General features: G+C 57.8%; 25 protein-coding genes, 1 tRNA gene and 1 pseudogene. 14 read left to right on the forward strand and 13 right to left on the reverse strand.

The window, feature by feature from the left end; all coding sequences use genetic code 11:
- The first annotated feature begins 192 nt into the window (after positions 1–192).
- The 8 genes and pseudogenes from PSH69_RS04180 (at position 193) to PSH69_RS04215 (ending at position 5753) form a co-directional block, all read left to right on the forward strand.
- Positions 193–1410, forward strand: coding sequence for an MFS transporter (locus tag PSH69_RS04180; RefSeq protein WP_305411147.1), 1218 nt, complete (start codon positions 193–195; stop codon positions 1408–1410).
- A gap of 102 nt (positions 1411–1512) precedes the next feature.
- On the forward strand, positions 1513–2004 hold the full coding sequence (locus PSH69_RS04185; protein WP_305411148.1) for a hypothetical protein: 492 nt from the start codon (positions 1513–1515) through the stop codon (positions 2002–2004).
- A 4-nt stretch (positions 2005–2008) separates the two neighbouring features.
- Positions 2009–2242, forward strand: coding sequence for a hypothetical protein (locus tag PSH69_RS04190; RefSeq protein WP_019651144.1), 234 nt, complete (start codon positions 2009–2011; stop codon positions 2240–2242).
- A gap of 311 nt (positions 2243–2553) precedes the next feature.
- Positions 2554–2718 (forward strand): hypothetical protein, encoded by a 165-nt coding sequence (locus tag PSH69_RS04195; RefSeq protein ID WP_305411149.1) that lies wholly within the window; start codon positions 2554–2556, stop codon positions 2716–2718.
- A gap of 104 nt (positions 2719–2822) precedes the next feature.
- Positions 2823–3110 (forward strand): putative quinol monooxygenase, encoded by a 288-nt coding sequence (locus tag PSH69_RS04200; protein ID WP_305411150.1) that lies wholly within the window; start codon positions 2823–2825, stop codon positions 3108–3110.
- 218 nt (positions 3111–3328) lie between these two features.
- On the forward strand, positions 3329–4216 hold the full coding sequence (locus PSH69_RS04205) for an AraC family transcriptional regulator (RefSeq protein WP_305411151.1): 888 nt from the start codon (positions 3329–3331) through the stop codon (positions 4214–4216).
- Positions 4217–4662: 446 nt separating this feature from the next.
- Positions 4663–4978 (forward strand): annotated as a pseudogene (locus PSH69_RS04210) (LysE family translocator); the annotation flags it as partial.
- A 151-nt stretch (positions 4979–5129) separates the two neighbouring features.
- On the forward strand, positions 5130–5753 hold the full coding sequence (locus tag PSH69_RS04215; RefSeq protein WP_305411152.1) for a glutathione S-transferase family protein: 624 nt from the start codon (positions 5130–5132) through the stop codon (positions 5751–5753).
- 242 nt (positions 5754–5995) lie between these two features.
- Here PSH69_RS04215 and ychF read toward each other — a convergent pair whose 3' ends face one another.
- From ychF to PSH69_RS04260, 8 genes are all read right to left on the reverse strand, one after another.
- Complete coding sequence (ychF, locus tag PSH69_RS04225; protein WP_018929566.1) at positions 5996–7096, reverse strand: redox-regulated ATPase YchF; 1101 nt, start codon at positions 7094–7096, stop codon at positions 5996–5998.
- A gap of 22 nt (positions 7097–7118) precedes the next feature.
- Positions 7119–7703, reverse strand: coding sequence for an aminoacyl-tRNA hydrolase (gene pth, locus PSH69_RS04230; protein WP_008074178.1), 585 nt, complete (start codon positions 7701–7703; stop codon positions 7119–7121).
- 169 nt (positions 7704–7872) lie between these two features.
- The gene (locus tag PSH69_RS04235; protein WP_018929567.1) at positions 7873–8472 is read right to left on the reverse strand and encodes a 50S ribosomal protein L25/general stress protein Ctc; all 600 of its coding nucleotides are present in this window, start codon (positions 8470–8472) and stop codon (positions 7873–7875) included.
- Between the two features lie 142 nt (positions 8473–8614).
- Entirely contained in the window at positions 8615–9556 is a 942-nt protein-coding gene (locus PSH69_RS04240) for a ribose-phosphate pyrophosphokinase (RefSeq protein ID WP_003171603.1), read from the reverse strand.
- A gap of 46 nt (positions 9557–9602) precedes the next feature.
- Positions 9603–9677 (reverse strand) — tRNA-Gln (locus PSH69_RS04245).
- A 37-nt stretch (positions 9678–9714) separates the two neighbouring features.
- A complete protein-coding gene (ispE, locus tag PSH69_RS04250; RefSeq protein WP_305411153.1) occupies positions 9715–10566 on the reverse strand; it encodes a 4-(cytidine 5'-diphospho)-2-C-methyl-D-erythritol kinase in 852 nt (283 codons plus the stop codon).
- A 2-nt stretch (positions 10567–10568) separates the two neighbouring features.
- The gene (lolB, locus tag PSH69_RS04255) at positions 10569–11186 is read right to left on the reverse strand and encodes a lipoprotein insertase outer membrane protein LolB (protein ID WP_305411155.1); all 618 of its coding nucleotides are present in this window, start codon (positions 11184–11186) and stop codon (positions 10569–10571) included.
- 4 nt (positions 11187–11190) lie between these two features.
- Complete coding sequence (locus PSH69_RS04260; RefSeq protein WP_086946020.1) at positions 11191–12915, reverse strand: tetratricopeptide repeat protein; 1725 nt, start codon at positions 12913–12915, stop codon at positions 11191–11193.
- 235 nt (positions 12916–13150) lie between these two features.
- Between PSH69_RS04260 and hemA the strand changes: the two genes are divergently transcribed.
- The 6 genes from hemA (at position 13151) to PSH69_RS04290 (ending at position 18518) form a co-directional block, all read left to right on the forward strand.
- Positions 13151–14440 (forward strand): glutamyl-tRNA reductase, encoded by a 1290-nt coding sequence (hemA, locus tag PSH69_RS04265; protein ID WP_007939757.1) that lies wholly within the window; start codon positions 13151–13153, stop codon positions 14438–14440.
- Positions 14437–15519: a peptide chain release factor 1 gene (prfA, locus tag PSH69_RS04270; RefSeq protein WP_007939759.1), complete on the forward strand. Its 1083-nt coding sequence runs from the start codon at positions 14437–14439 to the stop codon at positions 15517–15519. Before hemA ends, prfA begins: the two co-directional genes overlap by 4 nt.
- Positions 15520–16350: a peptide chain release factor N(5)-glutamine methyltransferase gene (gene prmC / locus PSH69_RS04275; RefSeq protein ID WP_305411156.1), complete on the forward strand. Its 831-nt coding sequence runs from the start codon at positions 15520–15522 to the stop codon at positions 16348–16350.
- Positions 16344–17099, forward strand: a complete 756-nt coding sequence (locus PSH69_RS04280; protein WP_305411157.1) for a molybdopterin-synthase adenylyltransferase MoeB — start codon at positions 16344–16346, stop codon at positions 17097–17099. Before prmC ends, PSH69_RS04280 begins: the two co-directional genes overlap by 7 nt.
- The gene (murI, locus tag PSH69_RS04285; RefSeq protein WP_305411158.1) at positions 17092–17883 is read left to right on the forward strand and encodes a glutamate racemase; all 792 of its coding nucleotides are present in this window, start codon (positions 17092–17094) and stop codon (positions 17881–17883) included. The genes PSH69_RS04280 and murI overlap by 8 nt, the downstream gene beginning before the upstream one ends.
- A 116-nt stretch (positions 17884–17999) precedes the next feature.
- Positions 18000–18518, forward strand: a complete 519-nt coding sequence (locus PSH69_RS04290) for an acyloxyacyl hydrolase (protein WP_019582388.1) — start codon at positions 18000–18002, stop codon at positions 18516–18518.
- Positions 18519–18587: 69 nt separating this feature from the next.
- On the opposite strand, the gene PSH69_RS04295 is transcribed toward PSH69_RS04290, so the two are convergent.
- The 5 genes from PSH69_RS04295 to PSH69_RS04315 all read right to left on the reverse strand — a co-directional run bounded on the left by PSH69_RS04295 (position 18588) and on the right by PSH69_RS04315 (position 23179).
- Entirely contained in the window at positions 18588–18893 is a 306-nt protein-coding gene (locus PSH69_RS04295) for a YkgJ family cysteine cluster protein (protein ID WP_018929577.1), read from the reverse strand.
- A 60-nt stretch (positions 18894–18953) separates the two neighbouring features.
- Positions 18954–19727: an SDR family oxidoreductase gene (locus PSH69_RS04300; protein ID WP_305411159.1), complete on the reverse strand. Its 774-nt coding sequence runs from the start codon at positions 19725–19727 to the stop codon at positions 18954–18956.
- 76 nt (positions 19728–19803) lie between these two features.
- Complete coding sequence (phrB, locus tag PSH69_RS04305; RefSeq protein WP_305412783.1) at positions 19804–21243, reverse strand: deoxyribodipyrimidine photo-lyase; 1440 nt, start codon at positions 21241–21243, stop codon at positions 19804–19806.
- Positions 21244–21275: 32 nt separating this feature from the next.
- Positions 21276–22217: a MerR family transcriptional regulator gene (locus PSH69_RS04310; RefSeq protein WP_305411160.1), complete on the reverse strand. Its 942-nt coding sequence runs from the start codon at positions 22215–22217 to the stop codon at positions 21276–21278.
- Positions 22217–23179, reverse strand: a complete 963-nt coding sequence (locus PSH69_RS04315; protein WP_305411161.1) for a DUF523 and DUF1722 domain-containing protein — start codon at positions 23177–23179, stop codon at positions 22217–22219. Before PSH69_RS04315 ends, PSH69_RS04310 begins: the two co-directional genes overlap by 1 nt.
- Positions 23180–23250: the final 71 nt, after the last annotated feature.

Here is a 23250-nt window from a genome sequence, read left to right on the forward strand (position 1 = left end):
AAACTTCCCATTCTCGGTCCCCTTTGTAAGGGGCCGCGTTGAAGCAGATAAGCAAGGCAAGATTCAGACCATGGCTTTGCGCTATCACCTTTTTGAGGTCGTTAGCAAGCTAAGGGGATGGCGCGACTGCACCGAAAAATGGCACATTGACCGACCTGCCTGTGCGCACCCATCCGCAGTACGGAAACTCTCATGGCCATCAGCAACGCTCAGTCCGCCGCGACATCGACGCCCGCTCCTTCACAAAGCAGTCCGCTGGTCATGCGCATCATCGGCGCGGTGGCGCTGGCGCATTTGATCAACGACCTGATTCAGGCGGTATTGCCGTCGATCTATCCGATGCTCAAGGCCAACTATGGCCTGACCTTCACGCAGGTCGGCCTGATTACCCTGACCTTTCAACTGACGGCCTCGCTGTTGCAGCCATGGGTTGGTTACCACACCGATCGCCATCCCAAGCCCTGGCTGTTGCCGGCCGGCACTGTCTGCACATTGATCGGCATTCTGATGATGTCGGTGGTCGGTAGCTTTCCGATGATTTTGCTGGCAGCAGGGTTGATCGGCATCGGCTCGTCGACTTTTCACCCGGAAGCTTCTCGCGTCGCGCGACTGGCCTCGGGCGGGCGCTTCGGCCTGGCGCAATCGACGTTTCAGGTCGGCGGTAATGCGGGCTCGGCCTTCGGGCCGTTGTTGGCGGCGGCGATCATCATTCCCTATGGTCAGGGCAATGTGGCCTGGTTCGGCTTGTTCGCACTGTTTGCGTTGTTCGTGCTGTACCGGATCAGCCGCTGGTACGCCAATCACTTGAACCTGTTCAAACTCAAACAAGGTCAGGCAGCGACGCACGGCTTATCAAAGGGCCGGGTGATCAGTGCGTTGGTGGTACTGGGGTTGCTGGTGTTCTCCAAGTATTTCTACATGGCCAGTCTCACCAGTTACTTCACGTTCTACCTGATCGAGAAATTTGACCTGTCGGTGGCCAGTTCGCAGCTGCATCTGTTCCTGTTTCTGGGGGCGGTAGCGGCGGGGACCTTTTTCGGCGGGCCTATCGGCGACAGGATCGGACGCAAGGCGGTGATCTGGTTCTCGATCCTCGGGGTGGCGCCGTTTACGTTGCTGCTGCCCCATGTGGACCTGTTCTGGACCAGTGTGTTGAGCGTGGTGATCGGTTTCATTCTGGCCTCGGCGTTCTCCGCCATCGTGGTGTATGCGCAAGAACTGGTGCCGGGGAATGTCGGGATGATTGCCGGAGTGTTCTTCGGCCTCATGTTCGGTTTCGGTGGGATTGGTGCGGCGTTGCTCGGGCATTTGGCGGATATTCGCGGCATCGAGTATGTGTACTTCCTGTGTTCGTTCTTGCCGTTGTTGGGGGTGTTGGCGATCTTTCTGCCACGGACCAAAAAAGTCTGACCCGGAGCGCCTGCGGGCACCTGCAGCCGTGATTGCAATTTGCGCAAATCACTATCCTGGTGGACACTTCGCGCCTTTCTGGACTCGATAAGGACGCGAGCAGTGGAGTTTGACAGGAATCAATTTATCGCCAATCACGGCATTGTCTTCAGCGTCACCCGTTTCAGCATCACCCCCAGTGACCGGAGTGGCCTCAGGACGCTCCATTTCGGGGAGGCGAAATCGGCCCATTTTGAGGTCAGCAGTTTGCTGGTCGAGCTGTATGACAAGATGCTCGCCAAGGACCTGCCCTGCGTAATGATGGTAGGTATCTCCAGCCCGCTGACCCGCAAGCAGGGTGACCTGCTCAACGACCAGCGCATGAGTATTGCCAACGTTACCGCCGGGATCTTTATGGCGGCTGGCTCTAAAGTACCGGTTATTGGTCTCGCTGTCGGGCCAGCGGCCGGCTATTTTGGCCGAGAGTTGGTGAAGGGCAAGCTACCGACCTATCACGCTGGCGATATCATCGTCAGTCTGGACGCTAAAGTCAGCGGCGGCATCGGACCGCAGCGCTCGGTGTCTTCCATGATCATCAAGTCCCAAGGAACATAGGCCCATGAATCTCTACAGTCAGTATGCGTTGGCCTGTGTGGGGATGGTGCTGCTGTACACTTGCGTAAGGAGCTACGTACTCAGGAAATGGCTCGGTATTGCTCTGGTCGGTCTGGGCTTTGGCGTGATGTTTGTGCTACCACCCTACATTGGCAGCATTGATGTCGGGATCTTTGCAATCGCGGTAGTGGGGGCGGGGTCTTCGATGTTCTTCAATCGGAGTAAGTACCGAGTGTGAACATCGCGGTGGCGGTTCCTGATAAAGGAGCCGCCGTAGCCTTTGTTGTGCTGGTTTTATCCACGAAAAAAGATGTCGCGTCCTGAATGAGGTTTATACCTGTTTCAGGATCCTCAAAATATTCAGCCGTTTCGTCAATTTCAGGCGGCGCATGCCATCGGCCGTCGCGCAAGAAAAACGCAAGAGTGACTGGAATCGTGCATTTTTAATCATTTTTAATCATTTTCATTTTTTCACTATATATATAGTAGTTGCTTCCATAGCGAATTCTTTGCGCCATATCGAATCTACACCAAAAAGGAATTTACATAATGATCTCTAACGGAAGAGGGTTTTGGGCTAGCGCTGCGTGTCATGTGAAAGGAAAAGATTTTATTGATGCAGTCCAGGTCAAGCAATGGATCAAGAACTTAGTGTTTTCGCTGGTCGGTTTGGCCATGTTAGATACGGGAACGGAACAGCAAATGAAAGCCTGAACATTCTTTTCGTATTCTGCGCATTTTGTTTGCGCCGCCTCGTCAATCTACGGTTCTTGCAAACGACGATGTTTTTTGTAGTCAAATCCAACTGGAGAAGTAATATGTCCGTCAATTTCGTCATCAGCTTTAATGTTAAAGAAGAAAAGCTGCAATCGTTCAAGGACATCATGAACGACGTGAAGATCAATCTGCCGAAGGTGGACGGTTGCCAAACGGTCAAGATCCTCAACCACTTGGAGGATCCACTCGCGTTCACGCTAGTGGAAGCCTGGGATTCGCGTGAAATGCACGGCACCCACGTCGACCAGATGATCTTGAGCGGTCAGTGGAGCGTCATCGTCGAGCATCTGAGCAGTGCGCCGGTCAGCGGCTACTTCAGCGAAGTTTGATGCCGTAACGTCAGCGGCAGGGCGCGTGCGGCGAGTCCGGCCGCGCCTCCGGCGCCATCTCGGGCATACACGCGCTATTTGCTGTTATGTATTTTCTGCTATTTTCCTGGATATCCTCTTCCGTCCCGAACGTCCTACACGCTTGGGCAGCAGCATGTCGCGCTGCTGGATACCGTCCTGTCCAAATGGGGCGGCCAATTTGTTGAGAAGCCATAACAATGACACTCGAAGTAGTACCGGCGGCGCTTTATTCTATGCGCAACGTAAAGCCTATCCTCGCTGACGGTAGCTCGTCCATCCTCCATAAAACGCTTGAAACGAACCTGGAAAACAAGGCGATCTATATCGCCACGCCGTTGATCGTCTACATCAAGCAGGGCAAGCAGATTATTCGCGACTATGACGCCATGGCCAATGTCGTCGACGAGAATCATTTGATTTTCCTCTCCAAAGGCGTTTACACGGTATCGGACTACGTCACTGGCAGCGATATCTTCGAGGCGGTGCTGCTGTTTTTCGACGACAAGCTGATCGCCAAATACCTGTCGCGCGCGGCCGGCACAGGTAATTGGCATACGGACGGCCTGCAGAAAAACGTGCACGGCACTTATACCCTGCACGCCAATGAACAGATTCAGCGCTATATCGATTCGCTGAATTATGTCTACAAGGGCGCGGAGGGCTCCGACGCGCTGCTGGAATTGAAACTGCTCGAACTACTGCACCTGATCGCCATCCAGGACAAGTCCTTCCGTTTCCTGCGCGAGCTGTCCTGCGGCGGCAGCCGCAAACGCCGCCTCATCACCGACTTCATGGAGCAGTACTATTCGCACAAGCTGAAGATTGAGGATTATGCCCTGCTGACGGGACGCAGCGTGTCGACCTTTATCCGCGACTTCAGGCGCAGCTACAACACCACACCGAACCGCTGGATCATCGAAAAAAAAGTCGACATCGCGCATCAGCTGTTGACGGCTAAAAATTATTCCGTCACCGACGCGGCTGCGGAGGTGGGATATGAAAATACCTCCCACTTCATCAAGGTCTACAAGCAACGGTACGGTGTCACGCCGAAGAAAGCCAAGACCTTCGCAGCAGAACTGTAGCGCGACAAGGCCCAAGCCCCCCGCTGCCGCGACAGGGGGTTGTTGGGCGTGGTTGTAGGCGCCGACTAAATTTTGACCCGGGTGGCCGATTCTGGCTGACCCAGGCTGAACCCAACCCCAGAAAAAGATCGACTCCGGAAGCCTCTGCCAAAAGTAAAGATTTCAATCCCGGACGCGTACTTTTTTGATGCGCAAACCATGACCGACTGTTTTCAACAGAGTCGGTCGATTCCGGCCTGTCACAACAGGTGGTTCCTGACCGAAAGCCCTCATCCATAATGCACGCGGCTGACTGCGTCAGAGTGTTTGGATGCGCTATTGGGGCAAGCCATTGCTCACGTTGAAGTCGAACGTATTCCCAGGGAGCGGATACCCAGTGCTGCGACCGCTGTATGACGTTTTGTCAGTCAATCTGTATCTAACGTTCCCCCTTTGACCACCCTACTATCGCATCCTTGGTCTTGGTGGTTCCCTATGCGTATGACGCGCTGCGACTCGGCTGCGCGCGCTATCTGCTCTACCTTGCCTGGCAAGCGGTCAAGTCCAACACGCCGACCACGGCAGCATGCTGGCGCAATCCACCGTGCTTGGTTTTAGGCAGATCGTCATTAGCGTGAGCGTCAACGCGCTGATTGCCGTCATGGCTGGCTCCATCGTGACATTTCTCGCCAGCAGGCTCGTGTGGCAGATCGTGCAACGCTGGCTGATGGGGACGGTCCTCGCGGGCTGGCCGTGCGCATGGCCGTAGTAGGGCGGCGCTGAACCGGGCTGTTTGCGGTTGGCGCGGCGCGGTAAACCTGCGTCATCCGGATTTGAGAGCGGCCCCTGTGCATCGCGCCAGGCGCACTAGACAAAGATCCGAGCGGGTTATCGAAAGCCCCTGACCAACCACCCTGAACGATAAGGACATGAAATGTTGCGCATATTGGGTAAGGCATCGTCGATCAATGTACGAAAGGTACTTTGGGCATGCGCAGAGATCGAAATCCCCTTTGAGCGAGAGGATTGGGGGTCTGGCTTCAAGTCGACGCGCACGCCCAAATTCATTTCGCTGAACCCCAACGCAACGGTGCCGGTGATCCTGGACGATGACTTCGTGCTCTGGGAGTCAAACTCGATCATTCGGTATTTGGCGTCTCGCTATAACGGAGGTCATTTTTACCCGGTCCAACCGAGAGCAAGAGCGCGGGTGGACCAATGGATAGACTGGCAAGCGTCGGACCTCAACAAATCGTGGACGTATGCCTTCATGTCGTTGGTCAGGCATTCACCTGACCATCAGGACAGCAGAGCCTTGGCAGCCGCTTGCAGTCTGTGGTCAAGGCGCATGGAGATCCTGAATCGACAACTCGAATCAACAGGAGCCTATGTCAGTGAAGACGGGTTTTCTCTCGCAGACATACCGATAGGCCTGTCGGTTAACCGGTGGTTTGAAACACCGCTCGATCATCCAGACTTTCCTGCTGTAAGTGCCTATTACGAACGGTTGAGTCGTCGACCTGGCTACCTCTTGCATGGAAGAAACGGGACTCCGTAATAGTTCAGCAGGGTGTCAGGCGGCGCCAGGGACATTTGTTCCCATTGCCTCCTCCACGGTCAACCGGCAGTTGCTGCAGTCGGCCAAGGGGGCGGTGGTCATGGCCGGCATGAACGCTGGTGTGCAGGCCGGTGGAGGCGCCGCGATCTACATGGGCTATCTGTTCTAGTCGCGCATAGCAGGTCGATATAACGCCCAAAAAAAAGCCGCGAATCAACGCGGCTTCTTCGATTCCAACAACGCTACACGTTGAAACGGAAGTGCATTACGTCGCCGTCTTTAACGATGTAATCCTTGCCTTCCAGGCGCCATTTACCGGCTTCTTTGGTGCCGGCTTCGCCTTTGTACTGGATGAAGTCGTCATAGGCGATAACTTCGGCGCGGATGAAGCCTTTTTCGAAGTCGGTGTGGATCACGCCGGCGGCTTGCGGTGCGGTAGCACCGACGCGGACGGTCCAGGCACGGACTTCTTCGACACCGGCGGTGAAGTAGGTCTGCAGGTGCAGCATTTCGTAGCCGGCGCGGATTACGCGGTTCAGGCCAGGTTCTTCGAGGCCCAGGGCTTCGAGGAACATGTCTTTCTCTTCGCCGTCTTCCAGTTCGGCGATCTCGGCTTCGATCTTGTTGCAGACCGGAACCACCACGGCGCCTTCTTCTTCGGCGATGGCCTTGACCACGTCCAGCAGCGGGTTGTTCTCGAAACCGTCTTCAGCGACGTTGGCGATGTACATGACCGGCTTGGTGGTCAGCAGGTGGAAACCGCGAATCACCTGCTTCTCATCGGTGCTCATGTTTTTCATCAGGCTGCGCGCAGGCTTGCCCAGGGTGAAGTGAGCGATCAACTGCTCAAGCAGGCCTTTCTGGACCACTGCGTCCTTGTCACCGCCTTTGGCGTTACGAGCGACTTTCTGCAGTTGCTTCTCGCAGCTGTCGAGGTCGGCGAAGATCAGTTCCAGGTCGATGATCTCGATGTCGCGTTTCGGGTCGACGCTGTTGGAGACGTGAATCACGTTCTCGTCTTCGAAGCAGCGGACCACGTGGGCGATGGCATCGGTCTCGCGGATGTTGGCGAGGAACTTGTTGCCCAGGCCTTCACCTTTCGAGGCGCCGGCCACCAGGCCTGCGATGTCGACGAATTCCATGGTGGTCGGCAGGATACGCTTGGGCTTGACGATGGCCGCCAAGGCTTCCAGGCGCGGATCCGGCATCGGCACGATACCGCTGTTGGGCTCGATGGTGCAGAAGGGGAAGTTCTCGGCCGCGATCCCGGACTTGGTCAGGGCGTTGAACAGGGTGGACTTGCCGACGTTAGGCAGGCCGACGATGCCGCAATTGAATCCCATGGTGTTTCCCCTCGGGTAAGAGTCAGGCCTTCTGGCTGTGCAGGTTTTTCATCGCGCGGTTCCATTCCCCGGCGAGGATATCCGGCAGCACGCCGAGGGCAAAGTCGATGCTGGCATCGAGTTTTTCCTGTTCGGCGCGTGGCGCACGACCCAGGACGAAGTTTGAAACCATACTGGCAACGCCCGGGTGGCCAATGCCAAGCCGCAGGCGGTGAAAGGTATTCTGATTGCCCAGTTGCGCAATGATGTCGCGCAACCCGTTATGACCGCCATGGCCGCCGCCCTGTTTGAGCTTGGCAACGCCCGGAGGCAGGTCGAGTTCGTCATGCGCCACCAGAATCTCTTCCGGCTTTATGCGAAAGAAGCCGGCAAGTGCCGCTACGGCCTGGCCGCTACGGTTCATGTAGGTGGTGGGAATCAGTAGACGAACATCCTGACCCTGATGCGAATAGCGCCCGGTCAGGCCGAAATATTTGCGATCGGCCACAAGGTTGACACCCTGTGCCTGCGCGATGCGCTCAACAAAAAGGGCCCCTGCGTTATGCCGGGTCTGTTCGTATTCAGCGCCTGGATTTCCCAGGCCAACGATCAGTTTGATGGCAGTCACGATAGGGGCCCTTCCTTGAAGTGGTGGATAACATCGCCGCCATCAGGGCGTGCGGCGAAAGTGGACGACAAGTGCTCATTTACCATTATGTAAACTCCGCGTTCTCGCCCGCTTTCTCGCTACGCTCTAGTCCGCGATGTTTCCGGTCACTCCGGCGTACAGAGTGAAATTACTCTGCAGCGCCTTCTGCAGCTTCTGGAGCAACACGTGGAGCGTGAACGTTGGCAACAGCCAGGTCGTTACCGTGAGCCAGAGCAACAAATTCAACGCCTTTAGGAGCGCTGATGTCGGACAGGTGAATGATCGAGCCGACTTCGGCGTTAGCCAGGTCAACTTCGATGAATTCAGGCAGGTCTTTCGGCAGGCAGGACACTTCGATTTCAGCAACAACGTGCGAAATCTCGCCGCCTTTCTTCACCGGAGCAGCTTCGTTGATGAAGTGCACTGGAACGATAGCGGTCAGCTTTTGGCCAGCAACTACGCGTACGAAGTCAGCGTGCATCACGTGGCCTTTGGCCGGGTGACGCTGCAGAGCCTTGATGATTACATTTTGCTTGGTGCCACCAACGTTCAGCTCGATGATGTGGCTGTAAGCCGCTTCGTTTTCGAGCAGTTTGGCCACTTCTTTAGCCAGCATGCTGATGGATTCAGGGGCTTTTTCGCCACCGTAAACTACAGCTGGAACCAGGCTTGCGAGACGACGCAGGCGGCGGCTCGCACCTTTCCCCAGGTCGGAACGCACTTCAGCATTCAGAGTAAAATCGTTCATGTTGTATCTCCAAAATAACCACATTCGCCCCAGCGTTTGCGACCAGCGCTAAAGGCGATATGGGCAAAAAAGCCCCGCCCCGACATGAATGCCGGGGCGGGGCGCTTTTCGTCAACAGGATGTAATGAAAAGGGCAGGGCCCTTAACGGAACATCGCGCTGATCGATTCTTCATTGCTGATGCGGCGGACCGCCTCGGCAACTACCGGTGCGATATCCAGTTGGCGGATACGCGCACAGGCTTGTGCTGCAGCGGACAGCGGGATGGTGTTCGTCACCACCAGCTCGTCCAGCACGGAATTTTCAATGTTTTCGATCGCCCGACCCGACAGCACAGGGTGCGTGCAGTAGGCGAAAACCTTGGCAGCGCCATGCTCTTTCAAGGCCTTGGCCGCATGGCACAGAGTGCCGGCGGTATCGACCATGTCATCGACCAGAATACAGGTACGCCCTTCGACATCACCGATGATATGCATCACTTCAGAGTGATTGGCTTTCTCACGGCGTTTGTCGATGATCCCGAGATCCACGCCCAAGGATTTGGCAACAGCCCGTGCACGCACGACGCCGCCAATGTCCGGGGACACGATCATCAGGTTTTCGAAGCGCTGATCTTCAATGTCATCCACCAGTACCGGGGAGCCGTAGATGTTATCTACCGGAATATCGAAGAAACCCTGGATTTGGTCAGCATGCAGATCAACCGTGAGAACACGGTCGATGCCGACTACGGTAAGCATGTCAGCAACGACTTTCGCGCTGATAGCCACACGTGCGGAACGCGGACGGCGATCCTGACGGGCATAACCAAAGTAAGGAATAACAGCAGTGATACGAGTAGCCGAGGAGCGGCGGAAGGCATCAGCCATCACTACCAGTTCCATCAGGTTATCGTTGGTCGGAGCGCAAGTCGGCTGAATAATGAAGACATCTTTACCGCGGACGTTTTCATTGATCTCGGCTGTAATTTCGCCGTCGGAAAACTTACCGACAGAGATGTCACCGAGAGGGATATGCAGCTGACGTACAACACGCCGAGCCAGATCGGGGTTAGCGTTCCCCGTAAAGACCATCATCTTGGACACGCGCAGTACCTGAAGGCTGAGGGTAACCTGGATGAGTATAGGAAAATGGCAGGGGCGGCTGGATTCGAACCAACGCATGGCAGGATCAAAACCTGCTGCCTTACCGCTTGGCGACGCCCCTGTATCTGTTGCTACGAGTACCCAGTACCCGATTCCTTTTAGAGCAGACTTTGCAGCTTGCGATGCAACATCGAAACGTTGCTTCCTTTTGCTACAAACCCTGTAAGGGTCTCTGTAAGAAGGGCCGAGACTTTATCAGCTTCAGCTTTGCTTGGGAAGCCCCCAAACACACAACTTCCAGTTCCGGTGAGTTTTGCTTCGGTAAATTTACCTAGCAAATTCAAGGCGTTACGTACCTCTGGATAACGTCTTGCTACCACCGCTAAGCAGTCATTTCGACTGTTTCCCTTGGGAACGGGGCGCACTTTAATGGGAGGAGTGTTACGTGTCAACAGTGGATCTGAAAAAATTTCTGCTGTACTTACAGATACTTGCGGCACAAGCACCAGATACCACGGTTCCTCGGGTTCTACAGGCGTGAGTTTCTCTCCCACGCCCTCGGCGAAAGCCGCGTGGCCACGCACGAAAACCGGGACGTCGGCGCCAAGCGTCAGACCCAGCGCGGCCAGCCTGTCGTCATCCCAGCCCAGTTGCCAAAGATGATTGAGGCCCAGCAACGTGGTCGCCGCATTCGAACTGCCGCCACCGATTCCACCGCCCATGGGCAGGATTTTTTCGATCCAGATGTCGATGCCCAACGAACAACCTGATTGCTCCTGGAGTTTTTTTGCGGCTTTGACGATCAGGTTGCTGTCGTGAGGGACGTCGGCGAATTCGGTGTGCAACCGAATCACGCCATCGTCGCGAACGGCGAAGGTGATTTCATCGCCGTAATCGAGAAACTGAAAAATCGTCTGCAACTCGTGGTAACCGTCTTCACGGCGACCGAGGATATGCAGCATCAAGTTGAGTTTGGCGGGCGAGGGCAGTGTCAGGCGTGGGGTAGTCATCTTCACTGCCCCAGTTTGCGCGGTTGCCAGTCCTTGATCACCAGCGTGACATCAAGGTCGGAGCCGTGCAGTTTGATCCGCTCGGGCAGCCAATAGCCGTTTTGCTCGGCATAACTGAGGTACTCGACCTGCCAGCCATCCTGTTCGAGATTGGCCAGGCGGCTGTCGACGTCCAGGGTCAGACGACTTTTGCTGTCCGGGGCCGGGAGACCGCGAACCCACCACGCCAGATGGGACACCGGCAATTTCCAGCCCAGTTGTTCTTCGACCAGGGCTTCCGGAGTCGACGCGTCATAACGGCCCTGATTGGCCACTTCCAGCGAGACTTTGCCGGGGCGCCCGGTCAAGCGGGCCGCGCCACGACCCAGCGGGCCGGAGAGGCGGATGTCGTAGTAATCCTGGCGTTGCAGCCAGAACAGGGTGCCGCTGCCCGAATCTTTTGGCGCGCGGATACCGATCTTGCCATTGATCTGCCAGCCGTCGAGGTTGCTCAGTTGTTGTTTGTGCTCGCGCCATTGGGCCGGGTTACCGTGCCCCCCGACCGATTCACGGGCGCTGAAGCCCGCGCAACCGGCGAGCAGGGCGATGAAGCTGAAAACGATGATGTGGCGCAAAAACATAATCTTAAAGAGTCTCTGATCCGGTCAGGCGCTTGATGGTGCTGCGCAGGGTAGGGCTGTCGGGCTGCTCCTTGAGGAACTTGCTCCAGACTTGTTTGGCTTCGCGTTGTTTGCCATTGGCCCACAGGACTTCGCCCAGATGAGCGGCAACTTCCTGATCAGGGAAGCGCTCCAGCGCCTGGCGCAAATAGCGCTCGGCTTCGTCGAGGTTGCCCAGGCGGAAATTCACCCAGCCGAGGCTGTCGAGAACCGCCGGGTCTTCCGGGTTCAACTGGTGCGCCTGTTCGATCAGGGCCTTGGCTTCGGCGTAGCGCGTGGTGCGGTCGGACAGGGTGTAGCCGAGGGCGTTCAACGCCATCGCATTGTCCGGGTCACGTTTGATGATCAGTCGCAGGTCTTTTTCCATCTGCGCCAGGTCATTACGTTTTTCCGCCTGCATGGCTCGGGTATACAGCAGATTCAAATCATCCGGGAATTTCTGCAGGGCTTGCTGCAAGACGTTCCAGGCCTTGTCGCCCTGTTTGTTGGCCGACAAGGTTTCGACTTCGATCAGGTACAACTGGATCGCGTAATCGGGTTGCTCGTCGCGCTGGGCCGCCAGACGGCTTTGGGCTTCGGCGGTCCTGCCGTTGTTCATCAGAATATCGGCCTGACGCAATTGCGCTGGCAGGTAATCGTTGCCCGGCCTGACCTGGGCGTACTCGATCAGCGCGCCCTGAGGGTCGTTACGCTCTTCCGCGATACGTCCAAGGTTCAGATGCGCCGAGTCGACATGGCTTTCCCTGGCGATCAAGTCTTCCAGATAACCTTTTGCCTCGTTCCAGGCCTTGGCTTCCAGGCAGACCAGAGCCAACGAATAACGCAGTTCGTCGTCTTCCGGGTATTGCTGCACCAGGCTCGAGAACTCGACCTTGGCGTCGTCCATGCGGTCCTGTTCGACCAGCGTGCGCGCGTAGGTCAGGCGCAGGCGTTTGTCGTCCGGGTATTTCTTGATGCTTTTTTGCAGTAACGGCAAGGCTTCACCGCCACGGTTGAGCCCTTGCAGCAGGCGCGCGCGCAGCAGAATCGGCGCTATTTCGCCTTCTTCCGGCGGGTTGTCTTCGAGCAGGGTCAGCGCGCCTTTGGCATCGCCATCCTGTTGCAGCAGCAAGGCCTTGCCGAAAATCAGCTGGTTGTTGTGCGGATGACGCTGCAACAAACGGTCAAAACCTTTCATCAGGCCGTTGCGGGTTTCCTGGTCGGTATCGGCCGCAGACAGGGCGAGGAAGTCGAAATGCGTGTCGCCTTTGCCTTGCAGGACTTTTTCCATATAAGCCATGGAGTCGTCGTAACGCCCGGCGCGGGCGAGTTGCACGGCCGCCGCCCGTTGCGCCTCGAGATCGTTCGGGGCGTTTTTTGCCCAGATTAGCGAAGTGTCGAGGGCCGCTTGATCGGCGCCCAGGTATTCGGCAATGCGAAACGCCCGCTCGGAGATGCCCGGATCCTGGGTATTGATGGCCTGGGTCACGTAGTTGTCCAGGGCAATGTCGTAACGATTGCGCTGGCCAGCCAGTTCGGCGCTCAACAGGCTGAAGACGGTTTCTTCGCTGAACGAGCTGTAAACCTTGGGCTTTTCAGGCGCCGGAGTGCTGTCTTCGACCGGCGGCGTACCGTCCGACGAAACGGGTGCCAAGGCCTGGCAGCCGCTGAGGAAGACAAAAGCAAGGAGCAACGCGGAAGATCTATTCATATAGGGAAGAGGACGACTAACCTGCGGTCGGATCATCATGACACAAGCCTTCGGCCAAACATAACCGCCCGGCCAATTTACCCGCGCATGCAATCCCGGCAGGCCCGGCGCTGGTGTAAACGAGAACGGATCGCAGCTTCGGTAGCGTCAACCGGGACGATAGATATCGAGTGGTTGTTCTGGCTCTGTCGAAGTAGGACAATTGTCGGCTTCACGTCACCATCAGCGACCTTGAATGGCCTTCCTTGCACTCGGTATTAACCACAAGACTGCTTCAGTAGACGTCCGCGAGCGCGTGGCCTTTACCCCTGAGCAGCTGGTTGAGGCCTTGCAGCAGCTCTGCCGACTCACCGACAGCCGCGAAGCTGCGATCCTCTCCACCTGCAATCGCAGTGAACTGTATATAGAACAGGATCACCTTTCGGCTGACATCGTGCTGCGCTGGCTGGCCGATTATCATCATTTGAGCCTCGACGAGCTGCGTGCGAGCGCTTATGTGCATGAAGATGATGCGGCAGTTCGCCACATGATGCGGGTCGCCTCCGGGCTCGATTCGCTGGTGTTGGGTGAACCACAGATTCTCGGCCAGATGAAATCGGCCTACGCCGTGGCTCGCGAGGCGGGCACCATTGGTCCGCTACTCGGGCGTTTGTTCCAGGCCACGTTCAATGCGGCCAAACAGGTGCGAACCGACACCGCCATCGGTGAAAACCCGGTGTCCGTGGCGTTTGCTGCGGTCAGCCTGGCGAAACAGATTTTCAGTGATTTGCAACGCAGCCAGGCCTTGTTGATCGGCGCCGGCGAGACCATCACCCTGGTCGCCCGCCATCTGCATGAACTGGGCGTGAAGCGAATCGTGGTCGCCAACCGCACCCTGGAGCGGGCAAGCACCCTGGCCGAGCAGTTTGGCGCCCACGCGGTGTTGCTCTCGGACATCCCGACAGAACTGGTGCGCAGCGACATCGTCATCAGTTCCACCGCCAGCCAGTTGCCTATTCTCGGTAAAGGCGCGGTGGAAAGCGCCTTGAAATTGCGTAAGCACAAGCCGATTTTCATGGTGGATATCGCAGTCCCTCGGGATATCGAGCCGGAAGTCGGCGAGTTGGATGACGTTTACCTGTATAGCGTCGACGATCTCCACGAAGTGGTCGCCGAAAACCTCAAGAGCCGCCAGGGCGCCGCCCAGGCGGCCGAAGAGATGGTATCGGTCGGTGCCGAAGATTTCATGGTTCGCCTGCGCGAACTGGCGGCGGTGGATGTGCTCAAGGCTTATCGTCAACAAAGCGAGCGCCTGCGCGACGAAGAATTGCAGAAGGCCCAGCGTATGCTCGCCAACGGCAGCAGTGCCGAGGACGTGCTGGTGCAACTGGCCCGTGGCCTGACCAACAAACTCTTGCATGCCCCGAGCGTGCAATTGAAAAAGCTCTCTGCCGAAGGCCGCCTCGATGCGCTGGCCATGGCCCAGGAACTCTTTGCCCTCGGTGAGGGCTCATCGGATAGCTTTTCGGATAAGAAACCGCAATGAAAGCGTCACTGCTCAATAAGCTGGACATCCTCCAGGACCGTTTCGAGGAATTGACCGCCCTGCTTGGCGATGGCGAAGTCATTTCCGATCAGAACAAATTCCGCACCTATTCCAAGGAATACGCGGAAGTCGAGCCGATCGTCGACACCTATAAACAGCTGCTTAAAGTGCAGGGCGACCTCGAAGGTGCACAGGCACTGCTCAAGGACAGCGACCCGGACATGCGTGAAATGGCCGTGGAAGAAGTCCGCGAAGCCAAGGAGCGATTGATCGAGCTCGAAGCCAGCCTGCAACGCATGCTGCTGCCCAAGGATCCGAACGACGGTCGCAACGTGTTCCTGGAAATCCGCGCGGGCACCGGCGGTGACGAAGCGGCGATTTTCTCCGGCGACCTGTTCCGCATGTATTCGCGTTACGCCGAGCGGCGTGGCTGGCGGGTAGAGATTCTCTCGGAGAACGAAGGCGAACACGGTGGCTATAAAGAAGTTATCGCCCGTGTCGAAGGCGAGAACGTCTACGGCAAACTGAAGTTCGAATCCGGTGCGCACCGTGTGCAGCGGGTTCCGGCCACTGAGTCTCAAGGTCGCATCCACACTTCGGCCTGCACCGTGGCGGTATTGCCCGAGCCGGATGAGCAGGAAGCCATTGAGATCAACCCGGCGGATCTGCGGGTCGACACCTATCGCTCCTCCGGTGCCGGTGGTCAGCACGTCAACAAGACCGACTCGGCGATTCGTATCACGCACTTGCCGTCCGGTATTGTCGTCGAGTGCCAGGAAGAACGTTCCCAGCACAAGAACCGCGCCCGGGCGATGTCCTGGCTGTCGGCCAAGCTCAACGACCAGCAGACCAGTGCCGCGGCCAATGCCATCGCCAGCGAGCGTAAATTGCTGGTCGGTTCCGGTGACCGCTCCGAGCGGATCCGTACCTACAACTTCGCCCAGGGCCGGGTCACCGACCATCGGGTCAACCTGACGCTGTATTCGCTCGACGAAATTCTTGCGGGCGGCGTGGATGCGGTGATCGAACCGTTGCTGGCCGAGTACCAGGCCGATCAATTGGCAGCGATAGGTGAGTAAATGACGATCATTGCCAGTTTGCTGCGCGCCGCCGATTTGCCTGATTCGCCCACCGCGCGTCTGGATGCCGAATTGCTGCTGGCGGCGGCCTTGGGCAAGTCCCGCAGCTTTCTGCACACCTGGCCTGAGCGTATCGTCCCGAGCGAAGCGGCACTGAAGTTTGCCGAGTATTTGCAGCGCCGCCGCAGCGGTGAGCCAGTGGCCTATATTCTGGGTCAGCAAGGCTTCTGGAAGCTCGACCTGGAAGTCGCGCCCCACACGTTGATTCCGCGTCCCGACACTGAATTGCTGGTGGAAGCGGCGTTGGAACTGTTGCCGGCCACCCCGGCCAAGGTGCTCGATCTGGGCACCGGCAGTGGTGCCATCGCCCTGGCGCTGGCCAGCGAGCGTCCGGCCTGGAAGGTCACCGCCGTGGATCGCGTGCTGGAAGCCGTCGCCCTGGCCGAGCGCAATCGTCAGCGCTTGAGCCTGAGCAATGCCACGGTGTTGAGCAGTCATTGGTTCAGTGCCCTGGAAGGCCAGCGTTTTCAACTGATCATCAGCAATCCGCCCTACATCGCGTCGACCGATCCGCATCTGGTGGAGGGCGACGTGCGCTTCGAACCGGCCAGTGCGCTGGTGGCCGGCGTCGACGGGCTCGACGATCTGCGTTTGATCGTCGCCCAGGCACCGGATTATCTTGAAGCAGGTGGCTGGTTGATGCTCGAACACGGTTACGATCAAGCCTGCGCGGTGCGCGATTTGCTGCTGACCCGCGGCTTTGAAGAAGTCCACAGCCGCACCGATCTGGGCGGCCACCAACGCATCAGTCTGGGGCGCTTGCCGTGCTGAATGATCAGGAATTGCTGCGATACAGCCGGCAGATTCTGCTGCAACACGTCGACATCGACGGCCAGTTACGGCTCAAAGAAAGCCGTGTGCTGATTATCGGTCTCGGTGGCCTAGGTTCGCCGGTTGCGCTGTACCTGGCCGCGGCCGGTGTCGGTGAGTTGCATCTGGCGGACTTCGACACGGTCGACCTGACCAATCTGCAACGCCAGATCGTTCACGACACCGACAGCGTCGGCCTGAGCAAGGTCGATTCGGCGATCCGTCGCCTGACCGCGATCAATCCAGAAATTCAGCTGATCGCCCATCGCACTGCATTGGACGAGGATTCGCTGGCCGCCGCTGTTGCTGCAGTGGATCTGGTGCTGGACTGTTCCGACAATTTTTCCACCCGCGAGGCGGTCAACGCTGCGTGTGTGGCCGCGCGCAAGCCGCTGGTCAGCGGTGCGGCGATTCGCCTGGAAGGGCAATTGTCGGTGTTCGACCCACGTCGTCCAGAGAGCCCGTGCTACCACTGTTTATACGGGCACGGCAGCGAGGCCGAGTTGACCTGCAGCGAGGCGGGCGTCGTTGGTCCTTTGGTCGGGTTGGTCGGCAGCCTCCAGGCACTGGAAGCGCTGAAACTGCTGGTGGGGTTCGGCGAGCCGCTGGTGGGGCGCCTGTTATTGATCGATGCCTTGGGCTCACGCTTCCGTGAATTGCGGGTCAAGCGTGATCCGGGCTGCAGCGTCTGCGGGGCGCGCCATGCGTGAAGCGCCGATTGCTGTGTTCGATTCCGGCGTCGGTGGACTCTCCGTGCTGGCCGAGATCCAGCAGTTGCTGCCAAACGAGTCTCTGTTGTACTTCGGTGATTGCGGGAATATTCCCTATGGCGAGAAAACCCCGGCATTCATCCGCCAGCGTTGCAGTGTCATGGCGCAGTTCTTTCAGCAGCAAGGCGCCAAGGCGCTGGTGCTGGCTTGCAACACCGCGACGGTGGCCGGCGTTGCGGACTTGCGGCGCGATTACCCCGAGTGGCCTATCGTCGGCATGGAGCCTGCGGTCAAACCGGCCGCTGCGGCGACGCGCAGCGGTGTGGTCGGCGTGCTCGCCACCACCGGTACTTTACAGAGCGCCAAGTTCGCCGCCTTGCTTGACCGTTTCGCCACCGATGTGCGGGTGATTACTCAGCCGTGTCCCGGGCTGGTGGAGCTGATTGAAAATGGCGATTTGCACAGCGAGGCATTGCGTCAGTTGCTGCGAGGGTATGTCGAGCCGCTGTTGGCTGCAGGTGCAGATACGATCATTCTGGGCTGCACGCATTATCCCTTTTTAAAGCCGCTACTAAAGCAGATGCTCCCGCAAAGCATCAGCTTGATCGATACCGGTGCCGCTGTGGCGCGGCAGCTCCAGCGTCTGCTGGCCGAGCGTGAACTGCTGGCCGAGGGGCCTGCTCGCCCCGCACAGTTCTGGTCGAGTGCGGACCCAGAGCATTTCAGAAATATCTTGCCGATCCTGTGGAATATGTCTGGGGTTGTGCGAAGCTTCGAAAGATAGAGATGCGTAGCAAACGAATAATTGGGGTGAGCTTCTGATTAAACGGTGACTTCTATAACTTTGTTTGTTGTGCAGCATAAAAACCATACTAAATTGTTCGGAAAAGGATGTTTCTAATGAAGCGACTATTCTGTTTGGCCGCGATTGCGACCGCATTGATGGGGCACAGTTTTACCGCGCAGGCGGCAGGGGTGGAGTTCGGGGTCGGCCAGACCAGCGATTCGACCATGACCTACCGACTGGGCATGCAGTTCGATTGGGACAAGAGCTGGTTGCAGAGTGATGTTGGTCGCTTGACCGGCTACTGGAGCGGCGCTTACACCTACTGGGATGGCGACAAAACGGCGAGCAATCACAGTTTGTCGTTCTCGCCGGTGCTGGTGTACGAGTTTGCCGGTCAGACCATCAAGCCCTACGTCGAAGCGGGTATCGGTATCGCGGTGTTTGCCAACACCGAATACGAAGATAACAAGCTTGGCAGTGCCTTTCAGTTCGAAGACCGTTTCGGGTTTGGCCTGCGCTTTGCCGGCGGACATGAAGTCGGGATTCGCGCCACCCACTACTCCAATGCCGGGATCAGTACCCCGAACGACGGTGTAGAAAGCTACGCATTGCATTACACAATGCCGTTGTAAGCCTGCAATGTTTGGATGTGGGAGCTACCTGTAGCGGGGGCTCTCACATGACATCGGGTGACTTCGATCTCAGCGATACGCCGTCGCAATCCCCTGGCGTTCGGTGATGCATTCCGGTGCGCCCATTTCGAACTCCCGGCAGATCAGCGGACGCTTTTCGTAGATGGTGCACATCATGCTGTTGCGATCCAGTGCGGCGCACCAGCCATCATCCAGCCGCAGCATGACTTCACCACCCCAATCATCGGTATCGATAAAACGTTCGGGCACGCCGGTGTCCGTGATCAGCATCACTTCAAGCTGGCAGCAACAGGCTGCGCAGGTCGAACAGGTGACCGCAGGCTCGGCGACTTGCGTGTGGGGAATGGTTTTCATGGCACGCAGTGTAAGGCAGTGGGCCCACACTGTGTAAAAGGCCTGACAGACGCTCAGGCTTCACGGCAGATCCTCGATCGGCGGCTTGTTTCGCACTTGTTCGTCGATTGCCAGTCCCGTCCGGTCGGGTTGTTGCGGCAGGGGCCAAAGAACAGGCATGAGCAGCTCCGGCAAGGAGAATTCCAGTGGACGATTCCTGATCATGTCGAGGAGATATCGCGCGGCTTGGCCTGCCGACCAGTCGAGATGTATCGGGACGCCGTCGTTCAGAGGCGTATCGATAAATCCTGGGCTGACCACGGTCATTTCGATGTTTTCCGGCTCCATGTCGATGCGCAACGACTCGAATAGATGACGCAACCCGGCCTTTGAATCGCCATAGGATTCGGCTCTCGGCAGGGGTAACCAGGTCACCGAACTGGCAATGCCCACCAGATGCGGCGCAGTGCCCGCCTGCAGCAAGGGCCGGGCGGCTGCGATGCAATAACTGCTGGCAAGCAAGTTGGTACGCATGATGTGTTCGATGATTGACGAGTCGAGCTGATTGGCGTCGACGTATTCGCAGGTGCCTGCGTTAAGGATCATGGTGTCCAGAGAGCCCCATTCCTGCGCAATCTGCTCACCGATTTCGCGCACTCTTTGGCCGTTGGTCAAATCCCCCGCGACCACCAGCACCTGTCCGGGATATCGCTGAGACAGGGCTTTCAATGACGCCTCCGAGCGGGAGCTGACGGCCAGATGAGCCCCGGTTTTCAGTATTCCTTCAGCCAGCACAGCACCAATACCGTTGCTGGCGCCGGTCAACCAGTATCGCCTTGGAGGTGTACGACTCATCCCAATCCCCTTATTTACCCAATATTTCCCTGGCTCAATTCCGTGTTCATGACGCAACGCTGCAGCATCATTTTAATCACGGTGGCAATAAACCCTGTCGTGATGGCAGGTTCTTGAACGCGGCTAGGGCCCGTTCACGAGAAGCGCTCAGATTGACGATAGGCGACGGATAGCCCCTCACGCCGAACAATCCGCCGAGATTGGCCAGATTGTGCAGGTCTTTATTGTTCATTTCGTTGAGCTCCGGCAACCAGTGCTTGATGAACACCCCTTGTGCATCGAATTTTTCCGACTGGCTCAGCGGGTTGAAAATCCGGAAGTAGGGCGCCGAATCGGTGCCGGTGGACGAACTCCACTGCCAGCCACCATTGTTCGCCGCCAGGTCGCCATCAATCAGGTGCCGCATGAAGAAGCGCTCGCCTTCACGCCAGTCGATCAGCAGGTTCTTGGTCAGGAACATCGCCACCACCATGCGCAGGCGGTTGTGCATCCAACCGGTTTCCAGCAACTGGCGCATGGCGGCATCGATGATCGGCAGGCCGGTGCGGGCTTGCTGCCAGGCCTTGAGTTCTTGCGGGGCGTCACGCCAGACCAGGGCTTCGGTTTCCGGACGGAAGGCGCGGTGTCGGGATACACGGGGGTAGCCCACCAATATGTGTTTGTAGAACTCGCGCCACAGCAGCTCGTTGATCCAGGTGACGGCGCCGACCTTGCCGCTTTCGAACTCGCCCTGATTGCTTCGCAACGCGGCGTGCAGGCACTGACGAGGGGAAATCACCCCGGCGGTGAGATAGGCCGAGAGCTGGCTGGTGCCGGGTTTTGCCGGGAAGTCGCGTTCGCTGTGGTAATAGTCGATCTGGGCGTCGACAAAGGTGTCGAGGCGGCGCCGGGCTTCGGTTTCACCGGCCGGCCAGAGGGCACGCAAGCTGTCGTTGGGAGAATCGAAACCCTCGACACGGGAGGGCGGTTCGTCGCTGCTGATATGCAATGGAGCCTGAAGGGCGGGTGCAGCGACCAATCCGGGCAATGAAGCGTGCAGGCGTTCGTAGCAGACTTTGCGAAACTGGCTGAAGACTTGAAAGTAGGTTCCGGTTCTGGTGAGCACGGTGCCTGGCTTGAACAGCAGCTGATCAAGGTGGCTGTAAAAATCGATGCCCTGGGCTTTCAACGTTTGGGCCACCGCCGCATCACGGCGAGTCTCATGAATGCCGTATTCCTCGTTGACGTGCACCGCATCTATCTTCAGCTGCTGGCACAGTTCGAGCAGAACCTTGGGCGCTTCATCCCAGCGGGACGCCTGGCGAATCAGTAGCGGGATGTTGAGGGCGTCCAGCGCGCGGCGTAATTCGGCGAGGTTGCGCAACCAGAAGTCCACTTTGCACGGCGCGTCGTCGTGCGCAAGCCACTGCTGCGGGCTCGGCAAATACACCGCCACACACGGGCCACGGGCTGCGGCGGCCGAGAGGGCGGTGTTGTCGTGTAGACGCAGGTCGCTGCGCAGCCAGATCAATTGCATGGTCGTATCCGTACGATTCATCAAAAGCGCCATTAAATGAGCCCGCGCTGTATCAGGTCCAGATGGGCCGATAACGGGTTATCGGCCAGGATCAAATCAGCAATGGCGGTGTTTTTTGCGGACAAATCGGCGTGGTGGATGCTTACCGTTGGTCCGGCGATCATTTTTGGGCAACTGACGCCATTCAAAAGTTTTGACAATTTTGCAAGATTCATGGCTTTGCTGGAATACAGCAGAACGCCCCGGGCTTGCAGGTGATCGACCGCCAGCGTCAGTTCGCCGGCCGGGAGTGGCCAGTCGAAAACTTCCACCGGGCAATCGGTGCTGCTGATCAGCCAGGCGGTGAGCCATAGATGAGGTTCCAGAGGCAGGTCCGAGTGATTGATCATCAGCAGCGGCGCGGTGCGTAACTGGCGGTTGTTGTGGTAAATCCTCGCGCCGAATTTGCTGCGCAACCAGGAATAGACAAACACCCGCTCCATCTGCGCGCCGAACTGGCCTTGCCAGCGTTGTTCCAGTTCCGCCAGCAACGGCATCAACAGGTGTTCACACAAGGTGCGTGGCGGATACAGCGCCATCGCCTGGTTCACGGTGTCATCGAGGGTGCGTTCGGCCAGTTGGGTAACGGCTTGTAGCAGTGTCTGGCGCAGCACCAGCCAATCGTTTCCGACGGGCTCGGCAAGTACCTGAGGCGTGTCGAGCAGTTGCTTGACCTGACCGACCGCCACGCCGCGATTGAGCCAGGTGAGGATCGTCAGGATGCGTTGAACGTGTTCGGCACAGAACAGCCGATGCCCCTTGGGAGTGCGCTGAGGCACGATCAGCCCATAGCGCCGTTCCCAGGCGCGCAAGGTGACGGCGTTGACCCCGGTCTGCCGGGCCACTTCACGGATGGGCAGCCAGCCTGCGTCCAGGGCCTTTTTGAAGTCGGTGCCAAGGTCTTCGCTGGCGCTGGTGTCCGGTGGGGTTTTCATTAGATTGCGTTTCGCAGGCTGAGGTTTTCCGGGTGCGGTTGCAGGTAAACCTGTTGCGCAATGTATGGATCCGGGTGCTGGCGAAAGTAGTGTTTGAGCAACGTCAGCGGTACCACCAGCGGCACGATGCCGTGACGATACTGGCTGATCGCATGCTGCATTTCCTGTTTGTCTTCAGTGCTGATGGCCTGTTTGAGGTAGCCGCTGAGGTGTTGCAGGACGTTAGTGTGGGTGCGGCGCGTGGCGCATTTTTTCAAGGCCGCCATCAGCTCGCTGAAATAGCGCGGGCCGATGACTTCAGGGGCGGTCCGGCCCATGTTGCCAAGCAGGTTTCCCAGGGTTTTGTATTGCACCGGGTTGTGGGCCATTAACAGGTATTTGTAGCGCGAATGAAAATCCGTGAGGCCGCGCCGGGTCAGGCCGGTTTGCAGCAACTGCTGCCAGGCGCTGTAGGCGAATACGCGGGTAAGGAAGTTTTCCCGCAGCACCGGATCGTTGAGCCGGCCTTCTTCCTCCACCGGCAAATCGGGATGCAGCGCGCAGAAGGTCCGGGCGTAAATACCACGGCTACCGCCGTCCACTGGCGCGCCGTTGGCGCGGTAGACCTTGACCCGCTCCAGACCGCACGAAGGGGATTTCTGCATGAAGATATAGCCGCAAATGTCGCCCAGTTCCAGCGCCATTTTCCGAGCATACTCGGCCAACGGCCGGGTGACATTGTTTTCAGGGTTGACCGTGCCGACCGCCTGCGGATGTTCGGGGTTGCCGACCAGGCGGATCGGTTCGCGAGGGATACCCAGGCCGATGGCGACTTCCGGGCACACCGGGATGAAATCGAAATAATCAGAAAGGATGTGGCTGCACAGCCGTGACGTCTTGTGCCCGCCGTTGTAGCGCACCTCGGCCCCCATCAGGCAGGCGCTGATGGCGATTTTGGGTGGGGTCGCTGATTGTGCAGGCATCGAAGCACCTCGAATCCAGACCTGTACGGATTATTAAATCTGTACAACATTCATTCAGCATAGATTCAAAG

It is taken from the genome of Pseudomonas sp. FP1740 (genome assembly GCF_030687165.1).
Taxonomy (GTDB): Bacteria; Pseudomonadota; Gammaproteobacteria; order Pseudomonadales; family Pseudomonadaceae; genus Aquipseudomonas.